The sequence below is a fragment of the Zobellella maritima genome (assembly GCF_003075035.1).
Taxonomy (GTDB): Bacteria; Pseudomonadota; Gammaproteobacteria; order Enterobacterales; family Aeromonadaceae; genus Oceanimonas; species Oceanimonas maritima.
This window is the reverse complement of the sequence record NZ_QCZE01000001.1, coordinates 1,366,225-1,385,927: the sequence shown is the minus strand read 5'-3', so window position 1 is coordinate 1,385,927 and position 19,703 is coordinate 1,366,225. Positions and strand designations below refer to the sequence as shown.

The window sequence follows — 19,703 nt, the reverse complement described above, 5'->3', positions numbered from 1 at the left end:
GATACTTCCTGTATTGATGCGAAAAATGGGCCCCGTTTATAGCATAAAGCCCGCCGGCTGAAACCGATTTTTTAATCGTCCAGTGCCAGCCGCACCGCCGCCTGGGCATGAATACGGGTGGTGTCGAACAGGGGTTGGCCGGTATGACTGGGCTCCACCAGCATGCCGATTTCGGTGCAACCTTCCACTATGCACTCGGCTCCGGCCTGTTCTAGCTCCGCCATGATGTAGAGCAGTTCCCGGCGTGACGGATCGGTGAAGCGTCCCAGACACAGTTCTTCGAAGATAATACGGTTGAGCCTGTCCTGGGCCGTTGACATGGGTACATGTACGGTCAGGCCATGGGTCGTCAACCGGTCGGTATAGAAAGGGTCGTCCATGGTGGTGCGGGTGCCGAGCAGGCCCACCGAGCTCAGGCCCTGAGCCTTGATCGCCTCGGCGGTGGCGTCAATCAGATGCAGCAGGGGAATATCGATGGCGGCGGCGATATTGTCGGCCACCTTGTGCATGGTATTGGAACCCAGCATCAGGAAGTCTGCGCCGGCCGCTTCCACTTGTTTTGCCGATTGGCACAGGTGGCGGCTGACGGCGTCCCAGTCGTCCTCCTGCATCCATCTGGCCAGGGGATCAAAGTCGACACTGACCATGGCGATGGGGGCGGAGTGCAGTCCGCCTCTGGCCGCCTTGATACCTTCGTTGAGCAGCCTGTAATAATGGCCGGTGCTTTCCCAGCTCATGCCACCGAGTAAACCTATGGTTTTCATAGTTGTCCCCTTGTCGTCGCCGTGTGAAGCTAATATCAGAACTAAGCCTTGGGGCAATACCGGAAAAAACAAGTCGATATGTCAGATATATTGATGGCGTTCATGGATGTGGCTACGGACTGAAATGGAATATGGCGGCTGTCCGGGTCTGTTACCCTACCGGCGGTGACGGCAATTTTCTCTTCAAATCGGCACCTCGGCACGCTAGTTTATTTTTATATCAACAGATATCAGGGATGTGCATATGGAACAGCTTGCCCGGATAGTGACCAGGACTCCCCTGTTGACCGGCACCTCGGTCGACGCCAAGCGCGAAGAGCTGCGTCGTTATTTCCATCAGACTTGCGATCTTTACGAGGCCCTGTTCGATTGTCTCGCCGATGACGAGGCATTTTATATCCGGGCCGAACCGCTGCGTCACCCGCTGATCTTCTACTTTGGTCATACCGCGGTATTTTTTATCAACAAGCTGATGCTGGGTAGGTATGTCACCGAGCGGCTGGACGAGCGGCTGGAGTCCATGTTTGCCATCGGCGTGGATGAAATGTCCTGGGACGATCTCGACAGCGCCCACTACGACTGGCCGACCGTGGCCGAGACCCGTAGCTACCGTCAGCAGGTACGGCAACGGGTTGATGAGGTGATAAGCCGGATGCCCCTGAGCCTGCCCATCACCCAGGACTCACCGGCCTGGGTGGTGCTGATGGGCATAGAACACGAGCGAATTCACCTGGAAACCTCCTCCGTGATCTTGCGCATGCTGCCGCTGGCCTGTCTGCGGCAGCACCCCCTGTGGAGCCCCTGTCCCGATGCCGGCCCCGCCCCGCAGAATACTTTACTGGCGGTCGCCGGAGACACCCTCACCCTGGGCAAGCCGGCCGCCGCCAATACCTACGGCTGGGATAATGAATATGGCCGAAAAACGGTTGAGATACAGCCGTTCAGGGTAGCCCGCTATCTGGTGTCAAACGGGGAGTTTTTGCCCTTTGTGGAGGCGGGCGGCTACCGCCGGCCGGAACTTTGGAGCGAAGAGGGGGCCCGCTGGCTGGCGTACAGCAAGGCGACCATGCCCCGTTTCTGGTGCCGGAGCAAGGGGGAGTATTATCAACGTAACCTGTTGCAGCAGGTGCCTTTGCCCCATGACTGGCCGGTGGAAGTCAATTACCTGGAGGCCAAGGCATTCTGCAACTGGAAGGCACAGCAGACCGGCACCTTTGTGCGGCTGCCGACCGAGGCCGAATGGACCCTGCTGAGGCAGCGCCTGGATCAGGATCAGCCCGACTGGCCTCGGGCCCTGGGTAATGTGAACCTGGAGCATTATGCCTCTCCCTGCCCGGTCAACCGCTTTGAGGTGGCCGGCATCTACGATCTGCTGGGCAATGTATGGCAGTGGACCGAGACCCCGATAGACGGCTTTCCCGGCTTCAAGGTGCATCCTTTGTATGATGATTTTTCTACCCCGACCTTTGATGGCCGCCATAATGTGTTCAAGGGGGGCTCCTGGATTTCCACCGGCAACGAAGCCACCCGCTATTCCCGCTATGCATTCAGACGGCATTTCTTCCAGCATGCAGGGTTCCGCTATGTTGAATCCGATGCGGGCGAGGTTCCGGTGGAGCCCGTCAACAGCTATGAAACCGATGAACTGGTCGCCCAGTATCTGGAGTTCCATTACGGTGCCCAGTATTTCGGGGTGGCCAACTTTCCGGTGGCCTGTATCAGGACGCTGCTGGAACTGCTACCCGATGTTAACCGAATCAGGGCACTGGATCTGGGCTGCTCGGTCGGTCGTGCCAGTTTCGAGCTGGCGTGCACCTTCGAACAGGTGGACGGCATCGATTTTTCCGCTCGTTTTATCCAGCACGGCTTCCAGCTCAAGGAAAGCGGCCAGACCCGATACACCATTCCCATCGAAGGAGAGCTGGTGGAGTTCAGGGAGACCAGCCTGGCGGATCTGGGCTACGACGGGTTGGAACACAGGGTCAACTTTGTGCAGGGAGACGCCTGCAACCTCAAGCCCGGCTTTACCGGCTACGATCTCATCTTCTGCGGCAACCTGATTGACCGCCTCTATGATCCGGCACTGTTTCTGGGTCAGGTGCACGAGCGGCTCAACGACGACGGTTACCTGGTATTGACCTCGCCCTATACCTGGCTGGCGCAGTACACGCCGAAAGAGAAATGGCTGGGCGGCATCAAGATCAACGGCGAGAACGTCACCACCCTGGATGGCCTGAAACATACCCTGGGCCGCCGGTTCGAGCTGGTGGGTGTGCTCGATATTCCTTTTGTTATCCGCGAGACCCGGCGCAAGTTTCAGCATACGATAGCCGAGATGACCATCTGGAAGCTGAAACGATAGGGGAAAAGCGATAAAGGGTGGTTGCCGTTGTTGTGTATTTACGCTGCAACAACGGCGCCCACCGCATTTGTTATCAATACTACGGACAGGCCGTTTCGGAGTACCTTATCTCCCTTTGAGGCCGTCCGGATCATGGCCGAAGGCCCCGTCTGGACCGCTTAACAGGCCGGGTCCATCGGGGATTTCCCGGTCACTGTGGTATTGCGCGGGCGTCCCGTTACAGGCAACGAGCAACAGCATCAGCGACAGGGCCAGGACGGTTTTCGTTCTCATGCATGCTCCTGCTAAAACTTGACCCGGGCACCGGCGATCACCGCATCGACTTCATCCAGCGATGCGCCCGCCCGTTCGAGATCATAGTTGCGGTAACCCACATAGACTTCGGTCGCCCAGTTGTCGATATTCTGAACCATCTGCACACCGATGGATTTACCTTTGTCACCTCTCTCTACCGCATGGTTGGTGACATGGTAGTCGGCGGACAGGGCTGTGGTACCTGTGCTCAACCACTGGTTCTGGTACCCCAGCTTGCCGTATACGAAGTTGGGATCCTCGACGTTGTCCCGCTCCCCGGCCGCCAGGGTCACGCTGACCCCGCTGTTGTGCAGGAAGGAAGCCGAGCCGTTAACCTGGCCGCTGTTGTCTTTCTGGTCCGAATAGGCCACGGCGGCGGCCATGCTACCCATGCCGTAGTCGGCGGAATAGCTCAGGGCCGTATCCCAGGCACCATCTTCTACCGCACTGGCCGCGAGCTTGGCACCACCCACTGACGGGGTGTCATAGCGCAGGCGGTTTTGCCGTCCCAGGCCATCCAGGTTGATAAAGGTATCGCCCACCGTGTTGCCGGTCAGGTTGCCGGCGCCATCCCGGAACTTCATGCCGCCGGCAATATCGGCGGTGGATGAATAGCCGGCCAGGGCGGTGCCGGACAGATCCATTTCGGAGCTGTCTTCACTGGCGGTCCAGCCTTTACCCATCCACAGCTTACCGGCTCTGTCGTGGTCGAAATACACCTCGAGACGACGATCGGAAATGCTGTCGCCATCAGCGGATTCGTTATCCTGGCTGACTGCGAAGGACGAATTGGACTCAAGCTGCACCTCGATGGCGGTACCCACGGTGAGGTCGGGGCTAACATCGCCTTCACCAATTACCCTCAAGCGGGTGGATGAACTGTCGTTATCGACGTGGTACAGATCGGTTTCTTCACCATCATCGACGACCAGCAGTGCCCGGTTGACATGGCCGGACACGGAAACCCGAATCTTGTCGTTACCGGAACCGACGGCGGCGGGTGCCATGGCGTCGGCCCTTGCTTCTGCCGCTTCGGCCCGCGCCTCTGCATCCTGTGTCTTGGCCTCAAGCTGTTCGACTCGTTCGAGCAGGGTACCTAGCTGGCTTTTCAGCATCTGTAATTCCTGGGCGTCGGTCTGGGCTAAAGAGGGAGTGCTTGCCATTGCACAGACAACAGCCGTTGCCAATAGTGTTTTTTTATGTGCCATGATTGTTCTCCTCTTTCTCCACTGCAATCTGAAATACCAGACACCCGCCACCGAAAATCGATGGTGGCTGGTGTTGTCCAAGGCGTTGTACAGGGCAGCTGATTTCAGAGATGTGACTTGGTGTTTGCTCCTCTTGTCCTGTTGTTCATCCGTTGAATTGGTTATTTTTTGTACAGCGTCTTCACGTTAACCATAGTCAAGCACAGGTCGGATGACCACTGTGTATTGCTGCTTTTTAGAAAAGTTCAAAAAAATATTAAAAAAATCAAGATGTCGCCAAAACCCGTTTTTTCGCTGGCGGGGGAGGGCAGTTTGGCAGGGCGATGTCGTGTTATCCGGGCATTACAACTACTGTCGGCTTTGGCTAAGATGGAGCGAATGACTAGGTAAGGAGGAAGACACACATGGATATTATAGCCCAGCTGGCGCTGTGGCAGATCTGTCCGCCGGTTATCGAACACCCGCCCCTGTTCACCTGTGAAGACGCGGATCGGTTGCTGGTCGACAGGCCGGGGACCCGTATCAAGAACCTGTTTCTGCGGGACAACTATGGCCGGCGGCATTTCCTGTTGCTGACCCGGCCCGGCAAGCAGGTGGATTTAAAGGCATTGTCGATTCAGGAGGGGATTTCCCGGCTGGGGTTTGCCTCCAGTGAACGGCTGGGCCGCTACCTGGGCGTCGAGCCCGGCCATGTGTCGGTGTTGGCGTTGATCAATGATGTGCGCGGGGAGGTGGACCTGTGGCTGGATGAAGAGCTAAGCGCAGGGGATGACTTTCATTGCCATCCCCTGCGTAACACCGCCACCCTACTGCTGAGCCGGATCGATCTGCTGCGCTTTGCCGAGCAGACCGGTCATCGGCCCCGTTGGCTGGCGGTGCCGGAGCTGGGTTAGCTGCTATCAGGCACCGATCACGCCACCGTCGGTGCGGGTGATCATCATTACGCTGGAGCGGGGGGTGCTGTCTCCGCCAAGAGGGAAGTGGGACGGCGCCAGCTCTTCGCCCGGGTGCTGGACACCGACGAACAGGGTCTTGTGATCCGGGGTAAAGGCCATGCCGGTGATTTCACAGGCAACCGGACCGGTCAGGAAGCGGCGGATTTCACCGGTCTTGGGATCGGCGCAGAGCATCTGGTTGTTGCCCTGGCCGGCGAAGTCGCCTTGGTTGGAATAGTTGCCGTCGGTTTGGATCCACAGGCGCCCGCCCTGGTCGAAACATATGCCGTCCGGGCTGTTGAACATGTTGTCGGTATTGATGTTGTCCGAGCCCGCATAGGGGGTGCCGTTATGCACGTTCGGGTTGCCGGCCAGCACAAACAGATCCCAGTCGAACTCACGGGCCGTATGGCTGCCTGCGGCCGGTACCCAGCGCAGGATCTGGCCGTAGTGGTTTTCGGGGCGGGGATTGGGGCCGCCCACCGGTTGCTGGTCGTTGACGCCCCGGTTCTTGTTGTTGGTGAGGGTACAGAACACCATGGGCTCGGTCGGGTGAGCCGCTACCCACTCGGGTCTGTCCATGGTGGTGGCGCCCACCTGGGTGGCCGCCAGCCGGGCATGGATCAGTATTTCGGCCTGGCTGTTGAAGCCGTTTTCGGCGGTGAGGCCGTTCTTGCCGTGGGTCAGCTCCAGCCATTCGCCCTTGCCCTTGGGTTCGTCTTCGGCACCCTCATGGAATTTGGCCACATAGAGGGTGCCGTTATCCAGCAGCTTTCGGTTGGCGGTCATGTCATCCGGGTTGTATTTGCCTTCGCTGACAAAGCGGTACAGATGCTCACCGCGCTCGTCGTCGCCCAGATAGACCACCACATGGCCGTCCTGGTTTACCACCAGTTCGGCATTTTCATGCTTGAAGCGGCCGAGGGCAGTACGTTTGACGGGAAGGGACTCAGGATCGTGAGGATCGATTTCCACCACCCAGCCGAAGCGGTTCGCCTCGTTGGGCTCTTTGCTCAGATCAAAGCGCTCGTCAAACCTGTACCACTGATAGCCGGCGTCGCTCGCGCCCACGCCGTAACGGGCCAGGGCAGACGAGATCTCGACCTTTTGGTCGGCGCCGAAATAGCCATTGACGTTTTCTTCGCAGGTCAGGTAGGTACCCCAGGGCGTCATGCCGTTGGCGCAGTTGTTGAAGGTACCCAGCACCCGCTCGCCCCTGGGGTCAGCCTTGGTTTTGAGCAGTGCATGGCCCTTGGCCGGGCCGCTGATGGCCATGGGAGTATTGGCGTCGATACGGCGATTGTAGTGGCCGTCTTTCACAAAGCGCCAGCCGTCGGCCTGCCGCTTGAGGGTGAGTATGGAAACGCCGTGCGCTGCCTGGGCCTTCTTGACATCGTCGGCGGTCAGTTGCCGGACGGGCGTGGCGGTGTCCTGTTGGTCGTCTCCGGTCGTCTGTGGTGGCGCCAGTGGAGGGAACAGCAGCTCGTAGTTGGTATATTCATTGTTGACGGCCAGGATGGCGGTGTTGTCATTCACCATAAACAGGCTCATGCCGTCGTTGTTGTCACCGAACTGGCCGGCCTGATCGGCCGCCGAGTTGCCGCCATGGTTGATAAATTCGGCCACGTTGGAGAACAGGGGATCGCCCCAGGAGATCAAACGCTCTGCCCGGTAGCCTTCCGGCACTATGAAGCTGTCGGCGGTGCTGGTCGGCACGGCCGTGAATCCCAGCAAGGGGCTGTTACCGGCGGCGGCCAGCGCGCGGGAAACCGGAGACAGGCTGAAAAAGGCGGCAGCTCCCAGGGCGGCGGCCCCCCCCAGGAAGCGGCGGCGGCTCAGGCCTTGCTCTACCATCTGAGTAAACTCGGGGATCTGGGGGCGGGGATTATTCAGTTCATCCTGTTGCTCAAACTGACTCATTTTCACTTATCCTTTGCTTACATGGGGTTGTATCGCAGCCATGTTAGGACCTGCTAATGGCAGTTTGATAAATTTTAGATGACAGAAATAAGACAATGCGCAGAGAAACCGCCGATACCATCGCCAGGCTGATCATCGGCCTGCAGGCAGTGCTGGTCAGCATCATGTTGCTGGGCATGGGGTGGATGATGTACGGCGGCCAGATGCCGGGCATGCAGGTCCCTGCCATGCAGGGCTCCAGCCTCTGGCTGCTGATGGGGGCGCTTGCCCTGGCCTGGTTATGGCTGTGCCGCCGTGCCTGGGATGGTTACCTTGCAGAGGGGGGCCTGAAACAGCAATGGCCGTTCTGGCTGCTGGTGGTTATCCAGCTGCCGTCCTTCCCGCTTGGCACCCTGATGGGAGCGGGGCTGATCTACCTGAAGCTCAGGTATCATCCCCGACACTAGGCGAAGCCGGTTTCATTTGCCTGCCGAGGGTGAAAACGCCCTCGGCAGGCTGCTTACATATCGACGGCGCCGCCGGTCACCACTATGCCTCCGTCGGCAGGAATGTCGACCCGCAGCAGGCTGGGTCGTCCCATGACCTCGCCCTGGCGGATCTGCAGGCTCATCGGGGTCGTTACCAGCCCTGCATCGCGCAGGTAGCCGCCCAATGCCGCCGCCGCCGCGCCGGTGGCGGGATCTTCAACCACGCCGCCGACCGGAAACGGATTGCGGGCATGGAACAGCTGATCCCGGTCTCGGTAAACCAATTGCAGTGTGGTCAGCTGTTCCCTTTGCATCAGCGCCTTGAGCCGGTCGAAATCGTATTCGAGGCGGTTCAGCCGCTCTTCTGTGACCACCGCCAGTACCAGGTGCCAGGCGCCCGCATAGGCCCGGGCCGGGGGCAGGTTCGGATCGAGATCGTCCGGGCTCCAGCCCAGACAGGTGAGTACCTCGTTCAGCAGGGCTGCGGAGGCCGGCTGATGCCGGGTGGCCACGGACACCAGCGAGGCTTCCAGTGTCCCCTCCCGTTCATGCACCGTTACCGGTACTTCTCCGACCCTGGTCGACAGCCGGTAGTCGCCCACACCGGCGGTACGCCCGAGTACCACCCCGGCGGCGATGGTCGCATGGCCGCAGAAGCTCACTTCCGCCTCCGGGCTGTAGTAGCGGATGGTTCTGGCGGTGCCGGTGAGCGGAGCAATAAAGGCCGTCTCGGAATAGCCGACCTCGGCCGCGATGCGCTGCATGTTGGCGCTATCCGGTAACCGGTCGCCGAGCCAGACGCCGGCCGGGTTGCCGCCGGAAGGGTGGGTGCTAAACGCCGATAAGCGATATAGGGTGCCGTCCATCTAGGTTACCTCTGTTGCGTGTTTACAATAGGGCTATTCTGGCATTAGCATGATTAATGACAATGGATATTAATTTGGCCTAAGGCTTAGCTGTTTTTGCCCAATGAACCGACCGCGAACGCCCTCACTCAATACCCTGCGCGCCTTCGAGGCGGCGGCGCGCCACGGCAGTTTTGCGGCCGCTGCCGGCGAATTGAATGTGACGGCAGCGGCCGTCAGCCACAGGGTCAAGGAGCTGGAAGGCAGCCTGGGCGTGGCGTTGTTTGTCAGGCAGCCGCGGGGGGTAGAACTCACCGAGATCGGCCGCCGCTATCGGGACAGCGTCGCCAGCGCCTTTCAAATCATCGAGCGGGCCACCGCCGGCATCGACCGGGGCGCGGTCGACGGGCCGCTTGTCGTTTCCACCCCGCATTCCTTCGCCCAGCTGTGGCTGGCCCCCAGGCTGGAGCGGCTGATGCGCCGCTTTCCCGGGCTGGAGTTGAGCCTGGTGGGCGACAGCCGGTTGGCTGACCTGCGTAACGGGCAGGCAGATCTGGGAGTGCGTTTTGGCAGCGGTGGTTACCCGGGCTTGCAGGCCGAATATCTGATGGGCGATGCGGTCACGGTACTGGCTCCGATACAGGCGGTACGTGCACGTGCCGACAGCCGACCCCGGGCCCTGATGCAAAGCATGCCCCTGCTGGAAGACATGGGGATCGCGGCCGGTGAACCCTGGAACGGCTGGTCGCCCTGGTTGCGCGAAGCCGGCCTGCGTCCGCAGGGGCTGCAGACGATCCGGCTGTCGGACAGCAGCATGACGCTTGCCGCCTGCCAGCGGGGCCTGGGCCTGTGTGTCGGCCGGTTGTCGGTAAGCCTTGAGTTGTTACAGGAGCGCCGGGTGCAGGCCCTGTTTCCCTGGCGCAGCACGGAATACGGCTATTACCTGGTGAGCCGCTCGGCCGAGCAGGACAACCCCAGGGTGATGGCCTTCAGGCGCTGGCTGCTGGCAGAAATAGACACCTATGTGGCCCAGGTAAAAAGCACCCTGGCCGTCGAGCTGGGCCGGCCGGTGCCGGAGTGAAGAGGGGGTGAAACAGCTGGTTGCGTCGGTCATACCAATCCCAGTAAACAATTGATCTATCTCATCCCTGTGTAAATATCGGACAAAGAGTCTGCTCCGCCGCCACACCGTGAATACCTATATGGACACCTCGCTTTCTGCAAGTGAGGTTGTCGTTGTTGTGGTAATCAGGATAAAACTGCATACGTATATCCGGCCTGTGTTGCCTCTGTACTCCCGACCCAAAAGATGATCAGAACTTTACTGGGATTGGTATAACAGCGGCCGTTATCCGGAAGATTCCTTCAATGCCAGCTCGTGGATGTCCATATAGGCCAGCGGATCGGCGCTGCACCTTGAATAGGCAAGGATGTCGATGCCTTGCGCAAACCCTGGCCCGTCAACCACCATGGTGTGGTATTCACCCTGCTCACCGCACAGATCCAGCTCGCCCAGCCCACCCAGGATGCGCAGCTCGGCAATGGCCGCCTTATTCAACTCCCGGCCAACCCAGCCGGCATCAAGCCAGCGGGTATCGACGCAGGAAAAACGCACCTTGAAGCCCAGCTCCACAAGCTGTTGCAGCAAGCGGTGTCGATCGCGTCCCCACAAGGGGGTATACACTGCCATGCCGACGGGGCGGCTCCGTTCGCGTATCCAGTTGGGACTGCCATTTACCGCCGCTATGTCGCCGGTCACCACGCAGTCGATGCCCATTTCCTCTTTCAGCCGGCGCAAGCCGGCTTCGTAGCCTTGCTCAAAGGGGGCACGAATGGTCAACACATGATGGGGCAGCCCCAATGCCCGGGCCTGCATCCTGATGAGCGCCAGGGGATGGGCCAGAAACCTGGGTTCCGGCGGCGCGAAGGTGACCAGGCAGCGAATGTGATAACCCTCCCGCTCTGCCTCGTAGAGGGCCATCGCGGAATCCTTGCCGCCGGTCCAGAGTATGGCTGCGTTTTGCATGGAATTACCCTTTGTCATGATGTCCGATTGCTTGATGTCCGGAACAATCGGTCGAGGTCGGATTGTCTGCATCCGGAACCGGCCGCTGTTGCATAATCCACATCGATTATTTAGCGGGTCTCTATGATAAAGGGGATCTCTCTATGGTGCTCGGTATCGAACTGGGATCGGCCGGTATGGTTCAGGTGGCGGCCATAGACGTGAAAGGACAGGGTGGTTTCGGTGCTATCGTTGACTACACTGTGAATGGCGCCGGTGGGCATGGTGACGACTTCCCCTACCGATACCGTCTGTTCCCGCAGCTGACGTAATCTGGCATGGCCTGGCCGGGTGCCGTCGTCGACCCGCTCCCAGAAGGTATTTCGCTCCGGTCCGGTCACCGCCACCACCACCGCCCAGGTGCCGTGATCGTGAGGTTGGACGCCGCGCCCGGGCAACCAGCTATCGACCACGATAAACAGGGAATGATCCGGCTGGGCATGCAAGAGGGTGGAACCAAAACCGAGTTCGGGGTCGGCAAGATACATCTCCGGCGTACGCCAGCTCGGATCGGCGGCGGCACGCTGGGCCAGGGGGGCGACTTCGGCCAGCAGGGCGGCTTCGCTCCCGGTGCGGGACATGATGCGTAACACATCGTCGACAAACTGGGTGATGGAATAGGGCGCTGTGTTCATATCGGTCTGCTTTATCCTGTGAATTTTCTCTGATGTATCCTGGCTTATCGTGCCAGAGGCAGGCACGGGATCCCAGTATCGGCGTGCGTGATTAACCGATCTCCTTGTCCTGAAGTCCATCGGGCTTCTCCCCGCCCTCCTACGGGGAAGCTGTCTTCGATACCCACACCAGGGTGCGCAAGCCGTTCTGGCCGTAGCGGGCCAGGCGGTCGAAGCGGCTGCGTTCGATGGGCAGGTATTGTTTGTCCACCGGGCTTTCGCCCGCCTCTTCATCGATGTCCGGATCGTGGATATAGACGAACTCCTTGTCCATGGCGCATACCAGCACCCAGTGGGGCGCCTTGCGGCCATCGAGGTGATAGGTGCTGATCAGTACCAGTGGTAACCGGCCCCGGGCCAGTCCCTGTTCCAGATCGGCAAGGGTAAAATTGCCGTATTGGGGCTCTATACCCAGCAGCGCCATCTGCGCCAGGAACTGGCCATGCACCCGCTCCAGGATCCGTTTCTTGTTCGGGGTGCGCACGCTGTTGACGAACAGGGGGCCCGGCTGGTTGAGCATCAGTCCCACCTCGAAGCCGCGTCGGTGGGCTGCCAGCGCCAGACCGTGGGGGCCGCAGCCGCCGTGTCCCTGAGTCATGAAGATGGTGGTGGCTTCACGCCACAGTTGCAGTTCTTCATCGATTTCCGGCTGGTAATCCGGGTTCAGTGCGCTGACCGCCATCATCAGCGAGGCGGGACCACAGGTGAATTCGGTGGTCTGGCGATAGTAGGGCACCTCCTTGGCCCCGGTCAGCGGATGATAGCTGTGGATCCGTTTCTGAAAGCGCAGGGCGTCCTGATGATCCTCATAGTAATCATGGTGGACACCGAACTGGCGGTAACCCAGTTGCTGATAAAGTCCCTGGGCCGCCTGATTGTCGGCACGTACTTCCAGGCGCATGAAGACGGCGCCTTTTTCCAGTGCGCCGGCTTCGGCGGCCAGCATCAATTCCCGGGCGATGCCCTGGCCACGGGCAGCCTGGTCCACCGCAATGGAATATACCCGGGCCAGGCGGGTATTGCGGCGGAACAGTACCAGGATATAGCCCAGCAGCTGCTGTTGTCGCTCGGCGACCAGCAGCAGGTCCCGGGGATGTTCAATAAAGCGTTGAAAGCTGCGCCGGCTGATCCTGTCCTGGCTGAAACTACGGTTTTCGAGTAATTCCAGCGCCGGCAGATCGATCTTGAGGGCGGGACGGAGTGCAAGATCTGACATATGCGACCTTGGTGCAGATGGGTCACTTCAACATACGTCAAAAAAAAACCGGCGGCGAGTGAATTTCCATGATCCGGAGCGGACTTTGAGTATAGTGTTAGGCTATTCCAAAGCGTTGTGACTCAGGAGCTGTCATGGCCCAGCTGATACTGGTGGTGGATGAATTAAGCGCGTGGGAACCCTATTTTCCCAGTGAGGACCTGGTGGACTTTCAGACCTATCTGAAACAAAGCTCAGGCAGGGACGCCACCCGAACCCGGGTGATCAACCTGTGCAGAACCGACAAGTATCTGTCCAACGGGTATTATTGTTCGCTGCTGGCCGAGGCCAGGGGGCAGCATGTCATTCCCTCGGTGGCCACCCTCAACAGCCTGCGCAACAAGGCGCTGTTCGCCTTTGGCTTTGACGGCGTGGGCGAGGCGTTGCAGCGGCTGGCGGAGTCGGGCGATGAGCCGGTGCGCGAACTCAGGCTCAAGAGTTATTTCGGTCAGTGCGCGCAGCCGGGACTGCTGCCCCTGTGTCGGGAGCTGTTCGAACGATTGCCGAGCCCGATCATGGAGCTGACCTTCAAGCTGCGCAGCCGCTGGGAGCTGGCCGGGCTGAGAACCCTGTCGCCCAGGGAGCTGAAGGGGGAGGAGGAAGATCAGTTCGCCCAGGCGCTGGAAGCCTATTCCCGCATCATCTGGCGCAAGCCGAAATCGGTGAAGCGTAGCCGCTACGATCTGGCGATGCTGGTCAATCCGGACGAAGCATTGCCACCGTCCGACCCCAAGGCGCTCAAGCGTTTTATCAAGGCCGGCGAGCGGGCCGGGGTCAATGTAGAAATCATTACCCGTAAGGACTATCAGCGGCTGGCGGAATACGACGGCCTGTTTATCCGTGAGACAACCGCCATCGACCATCACACCTTCCGCTTCGCCCAGAAAGCCGAACACGAAGGCCTGGTGGTGATGGACTCGCCGACATCCATACTGCGCTGTGCCAACAAGGTATTCCTGGCTGAAAGCTTTACCAAGCACGGCGTGCCCACCCCCAAGACCTTGTTGGTCAGTCCCCGCCAGAAAGACGCCGCCGACTGGCTGGAGCAGGATCTGGGCTATCCACTGGTGCTGAAGATCCCCGACGGCGCCTTTTCTCGCGGTGTGTACAAGGTACAGGACAGGTCCCAGCTGCAGGATACCCTGACCAGGCTGCGCAAGGCCTCGGCGTTGGTGCTGGCGCAGGAGTATCTGTTTACCGAGTTTGACTGGCGCATCGGGATCTTGAATCATCAGCCAATCTTCGCCTGTAAGTATTTTATGGTAAAAGGACACTGGCAGATCTACCGCCATAATGAAGAGAAGGAGGCGGATTCCGGCGCCTTTGTCACCCTGCCCACCTACGAGGTGCCCAAGGCGGTAATCAATGCGGCGCTGAAGTCAGTCAAGCCAATCGGCGATGGCCTGTACGGGGTGGACATCAAGGAGGGCAAGGGCCGGGTGGCGGTGATCGAAGTCAATGACAATCCCAATATCGATCATGGGGTGGAAGACGTTTTCCTCAAGGACAGGCTCTACGATATCGTCATCGAGGACTTTGTACGCCGTTTCGAGGCAGGCTGAACGCGCCTGCCCGGGAATCGTGAGAGAGGGAAGAGCAATGCCGCATAAACTTTTGTTGAACTGCGATCTGGGGGAGAGTTACGGCGCCTGGACCATGGGCCAGGATGAGGCCCTGATGCCCTGGCTGGATCAGGCCAGCATCGCTTGCGGCTTCCATGCTTCCGATCCGGATACCATGGCCGGCACCATCGCACTGGCCAAGCGGCACCAGGTCACTATCGGCGCCCACCCGGGGTATCAGGACAAAGAAGGCTTCGGTCGGCGCAGCATTCCCCATGCACCGGCCAGCATCACCCACCTGGTGCTGTATCAGGCCGGGGCCCTGACGGCCTTGGCCGGCTTGCCCGCGCTCGACTATGTTAAGCCCCACGGGGCCCTGTATAACGACATGATGCGCGATGAAGCCATTTTTCGCGCCGTGCTGGAGGCGCTGGTCCGCCTGCCCGGTCATCCCCGGCTGATGTTGCTGGCCACCCCCAACCATGGTCACTATACCCGGCTGGCGCAATCGGCCGGTGTCGAGCTGCTGCGCGAAGCCTTCGCCGACAGGGCCTATCTGGACGATGGCGGCCTGGCGCCCCGGCATCTGCCCGGGGCCGTACTGGATGATGTGGAACAGATCCGCGAGCGGGTGCGCCACTTGCGTGACACCGGCGAAATACTGAGCGTGACCGGCAAGGTGCTGAAGCTGGCCCCCGACACCCTGTGCGTGCATGGGGATAATGCCAATGCGGTTGCTATCGCTCGTGTAGCCAGGCAGGCCTTGTCAGCCTGAGGGCGAAGCCGGAATTGAGACGGCGGCGTGATTGCGTCGGGGACGGGGGAGTCGAGGGGGCGGGGCAGAGAGACCGCATGGAGAGTATTGGATAAGTCTCAAATGAGAATTTTCGTCCATGGTGTCATCCGACTCGGGCTGTTACTATCCTGTTTAATAACATGCTTCCGCCCATCAACAACGCAGGTCACGAAATCGGCAGCGGGACGCCACCAGAATAAAGAGTACAGGGATGCCACTCGACACCAAGCTTATTGCTCGCCAGGCCTACCTGCTGATGGCCATCGGTTCTTGTATTATCATGGGGCTGACCGGCTTGCTGGCCGGATTACGGCTTGCTCCCGATAACCCGCTGAGCCTGATCATTTCTTATGACGGCGCGCTGGCCGCCATCTTTGCCGGGCTGGGCCTGTGGTGCGCCGTGACGGGCCGCCGGTGGCCGGGGAGGTTGGCCGGCCTGGTTATTCTGGCCATCGCCGGAAACAGCCTGCTCCTGCCGGCGGGAGCCGATGACTACAACCGCCTCTATCCTCCTGTTGCCGCTGTGTTTATGCTGATTGCCGCCTGCCTGTTGCTGGGCAGGGTGCACCCCGCCGCCCGGCAAGGTTGGCGAGTGACGGGGGCTGGTTTGCTGTTAGCGGGTCTGACATTGGTGGTGGCGCACTGGTTTACCGAGGTGTTTTCCTGGCTCGGCCCCCACCCTGCCACCTCTACCATAGCCAGCCTGTTTATGGTGGTATTCGGGCTGGCCATGTTGTTGGCTGAAACGGGCGCAGCCGAGCAACCCTTGATGCTGGGACGCCACTCTCTGCTGGCCGGCCTGTTCGGCATTTTCTTGTCCTGCCTGAGCTGGTATCTGCTCAGCCTGGAGCACAATCAGGGCTTGCGCCAACAGGGCGAATATACGGTGGCGAATATTCAGGCGTCGGTGTCGCAGCGGCTGGAAAGCCGGATTCGGCTCTTACAGCGCATGGCCGATCGTTGGCTGTCGTTTGACAGCATGCCGCCGGAAAGCCTGTTGCTGGCCGATATCCGTTCGTATTTGCGCGATATACCCAGTATCGAGCGGCTGATACTGCTGGATTCACGGCATCGATTGGTCTGGGAGCACGCGCGGGAAGCCGGTGGTCGGAGCGGGCAGCAACTGCTGAGCGCCCCCGGAGTAGAAGACTGGCTGGCACAGCCGAGCTCCCAAACGCGGATGATGATCCGCGATTCGGCCAACAAGACCCTTGCCCTGGTGGCCCTGCCGCTGGATGGACTGGGAGATGAGGCCGGCTACCTGGTGAGCATCGTCAACCTCGATATGCTGCTGCAACCGCAGATTCAGCTTTCCCCCTTCAGGGTGTACACCTCGCTGGTCAATCATCCGTTGGTGGAATGGGGGGAGGCAGGGCCTCAGGGACATCACCTGCTGCTCGCCAAATCCGGCGTGCGGCTGCCCTATGGACCCGAACTGCGCAGTGTCGGTTACCTTGACGATTTTCAGGCGCTGAACCGTTCTGCAAACCTGCTTTTGGGGATGGCACTGATCGGTTTTACGCTCAGCCTGTTGCTGGTGATCTGCCTGGAGCTGATCAAGCTGACCCTGATCCGCAGCCGTGACTTGAGCGCAGCCAAGCTGCATCTGCAGAGTCAGCAGCAGATCCAGGACATGATTGCCCGGGATACGCCACTTAAGGGCACCCTGGAGGCGATCTGCCGACTGGTTGAACAACAGTTGCCCGATTCCCTGTGTGCTACCCTGCTGCTTGACGAGAGTGGTCAGGTCCTGAACCTGGCGGCCAGTATCAGCCTGCCGGTCGGTTACCAACAGGGGCTGGGCGCCGTTCCTCTGGGATCCGGCATCTGCGGCAGCGCCGCCTACCATCGACAGCCGGTGATCTGCGACAACATAGCGACCGATGCGCGCTGTGCCGATTATCGGGAGCTGGCCCTGGCCCATGGCCTGCACGCCTGCTGGTCGCATCCGGTGATAGCCACCGACGACACTGTACTGGGTACCTTTGCCCTCTATTACCGCCGAACCGGTTCACCCGCAGCGCAAGAGCGGCGCCTGATTGAAAATGCGGCCAGCCTGTTTGCCCTGACACTGGAGCGATATCATGATCGTCGTCAGCTGGCCGAGAGTGAACAGCACTACCGTTCCCTGTTTACCTATAATCCCGATGCGGTATTCTCCCTGGATCTGAAGGGAGTCCTGGTGACCGTCAACGGGGTCGGCTGCGAGTTGCTTGCGCTCAGGGAAGAAGAGATTATCGGCCGGCATTTCTCCGAACTGGTCGAGGCCGAACACTTGCCCGACGGCGAGCAGATGTTCAGGGCATTGATGTCCGGAACGCCTCAGCGCCACGAGCTGCGCAGCCGTGGGCGGGCAGGCGAGCAGAGGATTCTGGATGTGACCAGCCTGCCGATCGTGATCGATGGACGGATCACCGGTATCTATGGCATCGCCAAGGACATTACCCGGCGCAAGCAGGACGAGGCCTGGTTGCAGATCCTGCAGCGCAGCGTGGAAGCCAGCAGCAATGGCATTATCATCGCCGATGCGCGCCGACCGGATTTGCCCATCGTCTATGCCAACCCGGCGTTCGAGCGCATCAGCGGCTACCCTGAGGCAGAGGTCCTCGGGCAGAATTGCCGTTTCCTGCAAGGCCCCGACACCGATGTCCGGGAAGTGGCCAAGATCCGCCAGGGCCTGGCTGCTCAGCTGGAGATCCATACAACTCTGCGCAACTACCGCAAGGACGGCACCCCGTTCTGGAATGATCTCTATGTTGCACCGGTACGGGATGAACAAGGGCAGCTCAGCCACTTTATCGGGGTGCAAAACGACATATCCGATCGCAAGGCACAGGAAGCCCAGCTGGCCCATCATGCCAATCATGACGCCCTGACCGGCCTTCCCAATCGAGTCTTGCTGGAAGAACGCCTGGTGCACTATTGCCGGTTGGCCAGCCGTCATGGCAATCAGCTGGTGGTACTGTTTATCGACCTGGATGGCTTCAAACCCATCAATGACAGCCTTGGGCATATTGTTGGCGATCGGCTGCTGATCGAGGTTACCGAGCGCCTGCTGGCGCTGATGTCTCCGGGGGATACGCTCGCCCGTTTTGGTGGTGATGAATTTGTGGTGCTGCTGACGGGTCTTGCTGATCCCGCCGAGTCGGTGGCGGTCATCGACCGTATCCTGGCTACCCTTGCCCGTCCTTACCTGATTGAGCAGCATGAACATTCGATTACGGCCAGCATCGGGGTGACCGCCAGCGACGGCAAGCATCCCAACCCCATGCGGCTGATCCAGCAGGCCGATATGGCCATGTACAAGGCCAAGCGACAGGGCCGCAACCATTACCAATGGTATACGGATGATATCAATAAGAAGCTGGGCCAGCTGGTGGTGCTTCGAAACGAATTGCAGGAAGCCATCGACCATCAGCACTTCGAATTACACTATCAGCCGCTGATAGGCCGGGACGGTCGCGTGTGCAGTTTTGAGGCCTTGCTGCGCTGGCGGCATCCGGTAAAGGGCTATATCTCCCCGGCCGAGTTTATTCCGCTGGCCGAAGACACCGGCCAGATTATCCCCATCAGCCAGTGGGTGCTGGAGCGGGCCTGCCGCGATACCCGGGCCTTGAGCCCGGATGGCGAATATCGGGTGGCCGTCAACCTGTCTCCGCTGCAATTCCACCGTTCCAACTTTCTGGAGGCGCTGCAAGGCACACTGCACGATACCGACCTGCCGGCTCGCTGCCTGGAACTGGAGCTGACCGAAGGGATCCTGATGGATAATACCCAGTACGCCATCGGCATACTGCAGTCCCTGCGGGAAATGGCGGTCAGTGTCGCCATCGACGACTTCGGCACCGGCTTCTCCAGCCTCAGCTACCTGAAGATCCTGCCCATCGGCAAGATCAAGATAGATCGCAGCTTTATCCGGGAAGTAACCAGCAATTCCCATGATGCCGCCATTACCCAAGGTATCATTGCCATGGCCCATCAGTTGGGACTCGTGGTGGTGGCGGAAGGCATAGAAACCCGGGAGCAACAGGCGTTTTTGCTACACCATGGCTGTGATCTCTTCCAGGGATTCTACTTTGCCAGGCCCATGCCGCTTGAACAGTTGCAGGCTTTCCTGCGCGAGCGCCAGGTCGATGGCCTGAAAACCGCCGAACAGCTGGCCGTATAGGTGCGGCTGTTCGGCGGGTCGCTATGGTGAGTCGGTATGCTCGACAGGGGGAATACGTCCTTCCATCACGTCCTGGGCCCAGCTGAGCGCGGCCATCACCGACGGGAAACCGATGGTGCTGGTGAGCAGGATCAGCGCGTGGCAAATTTCTTCTACGGTCGCGCCCGCGTCCAGGGCACGTCGGGTATGACTGTGCACGGCCCCTTCCGAATGGCTGGCGGCGGCCCCCGCCAGCTGGACCAGCTGGGTCTGCTTTTCATCCAGCGGTCCGGCCTGCTTGGCCGCCTTGCCCATGGCTTCGAGTGCCGAAAACAGATCGGGGTACAGTTGTTTGAACTTCAGATACTGGGGGGAAGGTTTGCTGTTCATGGTTATCTCCTGCTGAGGC

General features: G+C 59.9%; 16 protein-coding genes. 7 read left to right on the top strand and 9 right to left on the bottom strand.

All coding sequences use genetic code 11. The features are described 5' to 3' along the window. Positions 1 to 71: 71 nt before the first annotated feature. Positions 72 to 764 (bottom strand): aspartate/glutamate racemase family protein, encoded by a 693-nt coding sequence (locus DCS96_RS06315; protein WP_116473463.1) that lies wholly within the window; start codon positions 762 to 764, stop codon positions 72 to 74. Positions 765 to 1,008: 244 nt separating this feature from the next. Here DCS96_RS06315 and ovoA point away from each other — a divergent pair, with 244 nt between their 5' ends. Further along, positions 1,009 to 3,126, top strand: a complete 2,118-nt coding sequence (gene ovoA, locus DCS96_RS06310; RefSeq protein WP_116473462.1) for a 5-histidylcysteine sulfoxide synthase — start codon at positions 1,009 to 1,011, stop codon at positions 3,124 to 3,126. 105 nt (positions 3,127 to 3,231) lie between these two features. On the opposite strand, the gene DCS96_RS18550 is transcribed toward ovoA, so the two are convergent. Beyond that, positions 3,232 to 3,399 carry a hypothetical protein gene (locus tag DCS96_RS18550; RefSeq protein WP_157953597.1) on the bottom strand — a complete coding sequence of 56 codons (168 nt, stop codon included), beginning with the start codon at positions 3,397 to 3,399 and terminating at the stop codon, positions 3,232 to 3,234. An 11-nt stretch (positions 3,400 to 3,410) separates the two neighbouring features. Continuing rightward, positions 3,411 to 4,628, bottom strand: coding sequence for a porin (locus DCS96_RS06305; protein WP_157953596.1), 1,218 nt, complete (start codon positions 4,626 to 4,628; stop codon positions 3,411 to 3,413). A 404-nt stretch (positions 4,629 to 5,032) separates the two neighbouring features. Between DCS96_RS06305 and DCS96_RS06300 the strand changes: the two genes are divergently transcribed. Next, a complete protein-coding gene (locus DCS96_RS06300) occupies positions 5,033 to 5,521 on the top strand; it encodes a prolyl-tRNA synthetase associated domain-containing protein (RefSeq protein WP_116473460.1) in 489 nt (162 codons plus the stop codon). A 6-nt stretch (positions 5,522 to 5,527) separates the two neighbouring features. Here the strand turns inward: DCS96_RS06300 and DCS96_RS06295 are convergent, their stop codons facing one another. Then, complete coding sequence (locus tag DCS96_RS06295) at positions 5,528 to 7,483, bottom strand: PhoX family protein (protein ID WP_116473459.1); 1,956 nt, start codon at positions 7,481 to 7,483, stop codon at positions 5,528 to 5,530. 95 nt (positions 7,484 to 7,578) lie between these two features. Between DCS96_RS06295 and DCS96_RS06290 the strand changes: the two genes are divergently transcribed. Then, a complete protein-coding gene (locus tag DCS96_RS06290; RefSeq protein ID WP_116473458.1) occupies positions 7,579 to 7,929 on the top strand; it encodes a hypothetical protein in 351 nt (116 codons plus the stop codon). Positions 7,930 to 7,982: 53 nt separating this feature from the next. On the opposite strand, the gene DCS96_RS06285 is transcribed toward DCS96_RS06290, so the two are convergent. After that, complete coding sequence (locus DCS96_RS06285; RefSeq protein ID WP_116473457.1) at positions 7,983 to 8,816, bottom strand: PhzF family phenazine biosynthesis protein; 834 nt, start codon at positions 8,814 to 8,816, stop codon at positions 7,983 to 7,985. Positions 8,817 to 8,919: 103 nt separating this feature from the next. On the opposite strand from DCS96_RS06285, the gene DCS96_RS06280 reads away from it, so the two are divergent. Continuing rightward, positions 8,920 to 9,876 carry a LysR substrate-binding domain-containing protein gene (locus DCS96_RS06280; protein WP_116473456.1) on the top strand — a complete coding sequence of 319 codons (957 nt, stop codon included), beginning with the start codon at positions 8,920 to 8,922 and terminating at the stop codon, positions 9,874 to 9,876. A 267-nt stretch (positions 9,877 to 10,143) separates the two neighbouring features. Here the strand turns inward: DCS96_RS06280 and DCS96_RS06275 are convergent, their stop codons facing one another. The 3 genes from DCS96_RS06275 to DCS96_RS06265 form a co-directional block, all read right to left on the bottom strand. After that, positions 10,144 to 10,821, bottom strand: a complete 678-nt coding sequence (locus tag DCS96_RS06275) for a Dph6-related ATP pyrophosphatase (RefSeq protein ID WP_157953595.1) — start codon at positions 10,819 to 10,821, stop codon at positions 10,144 to 10,146. Positions 10,822 to 10,931: 110 nt separating this feature from the next. Continuing rightward, entirely contained in the window at positions 10,932 to 11,495 is a 564-nt protein-coding gene (locus DCS96_RS06270) for a cysteine dioxygenase family protein (RefSeq protein ID WP_157953594.1), read from the bottom strand. A 139-nt stretch (positions 11,496 to 11,634) separates the two neighbouring features. Then, the gene (locus DCS96_RS06265; RefSeq protein WP_116473453.1) at positions 11,635 to 12,750 is read right to left on the bottom strand and encodes a GNAT family N-acetyltransferase/peptidase C39 family protein; all 1,116 of its coding nucleotides are present in this window, start codon (positions 12,748 to 12,750) and stop codon (positions 11,635 to 11,637) included. A gap of 134 nt (positions 12,751 to 12,884) precedes the next feature. Between DCS96_RS06265 and DCS96_RS06260 the strand changes: the two genes are divergently transcribed. The 3 genes from DCS96_RS06260 (at position 12,885) to DCS96_RS06250 (ending at position 19,315) form a co-directional block, all read left to right on the top strand. Further along, on the top strand, positions 12,885 to 14,351 hold the full coding sequence (locus DCS96_RS06260) for a RimK family protein (protein ID WP_116473452.1): 1,467 nt from the start codon (positions 12,885 to 12,887) through the stop codon (positions 14,349 to 14,351). Between the two features lie 37 nt (positions 14,352 to 14,388). After that, positions 14,389 to 15,126: a 5-oxoprolinase subunit PxpA gene (locus DCS96_RS06255; RefSeq protein ID WP_116473451.1), complete on the top strand. Its 738-nt coding sequence runs from the start codon at positions 14,389 to 14,391 to the stop codon at positions 15,124 to 15,126. 232 nt (positions 15,127 to 15,358) lie between these two features. Further along, entirely contained in the window at positions 15,359 to 19,315 is a 3,957-nt protein-coding gene (locus tag DCS96_RS06250; protein ID WP_116473450.1) for a sensor domain-containing phosphodiesterase, read from the top strand. A gap of 21 nt (positions 19,316 to 19,336) precedes the next feature. On the opposite strand, the gene DCS96_RS06245 is transcribed toward DCS96_RS06250, so the two are convergent. Continuing rightward, positions 19,337 to 19,684 (bottom strand): carboxymuconolactone decarboxylase family protein, encoded by a 348-nt coding sequence (locus DCS96_RS06245; RefSeq protein WP_116473449.1) that lies wholly within the window; start codon positions 19,682 to 19,684, stop codon positions 19,337 to 19,339. Positions 19,685 to 19,703 lie beyond the last annotated feature (19 nt).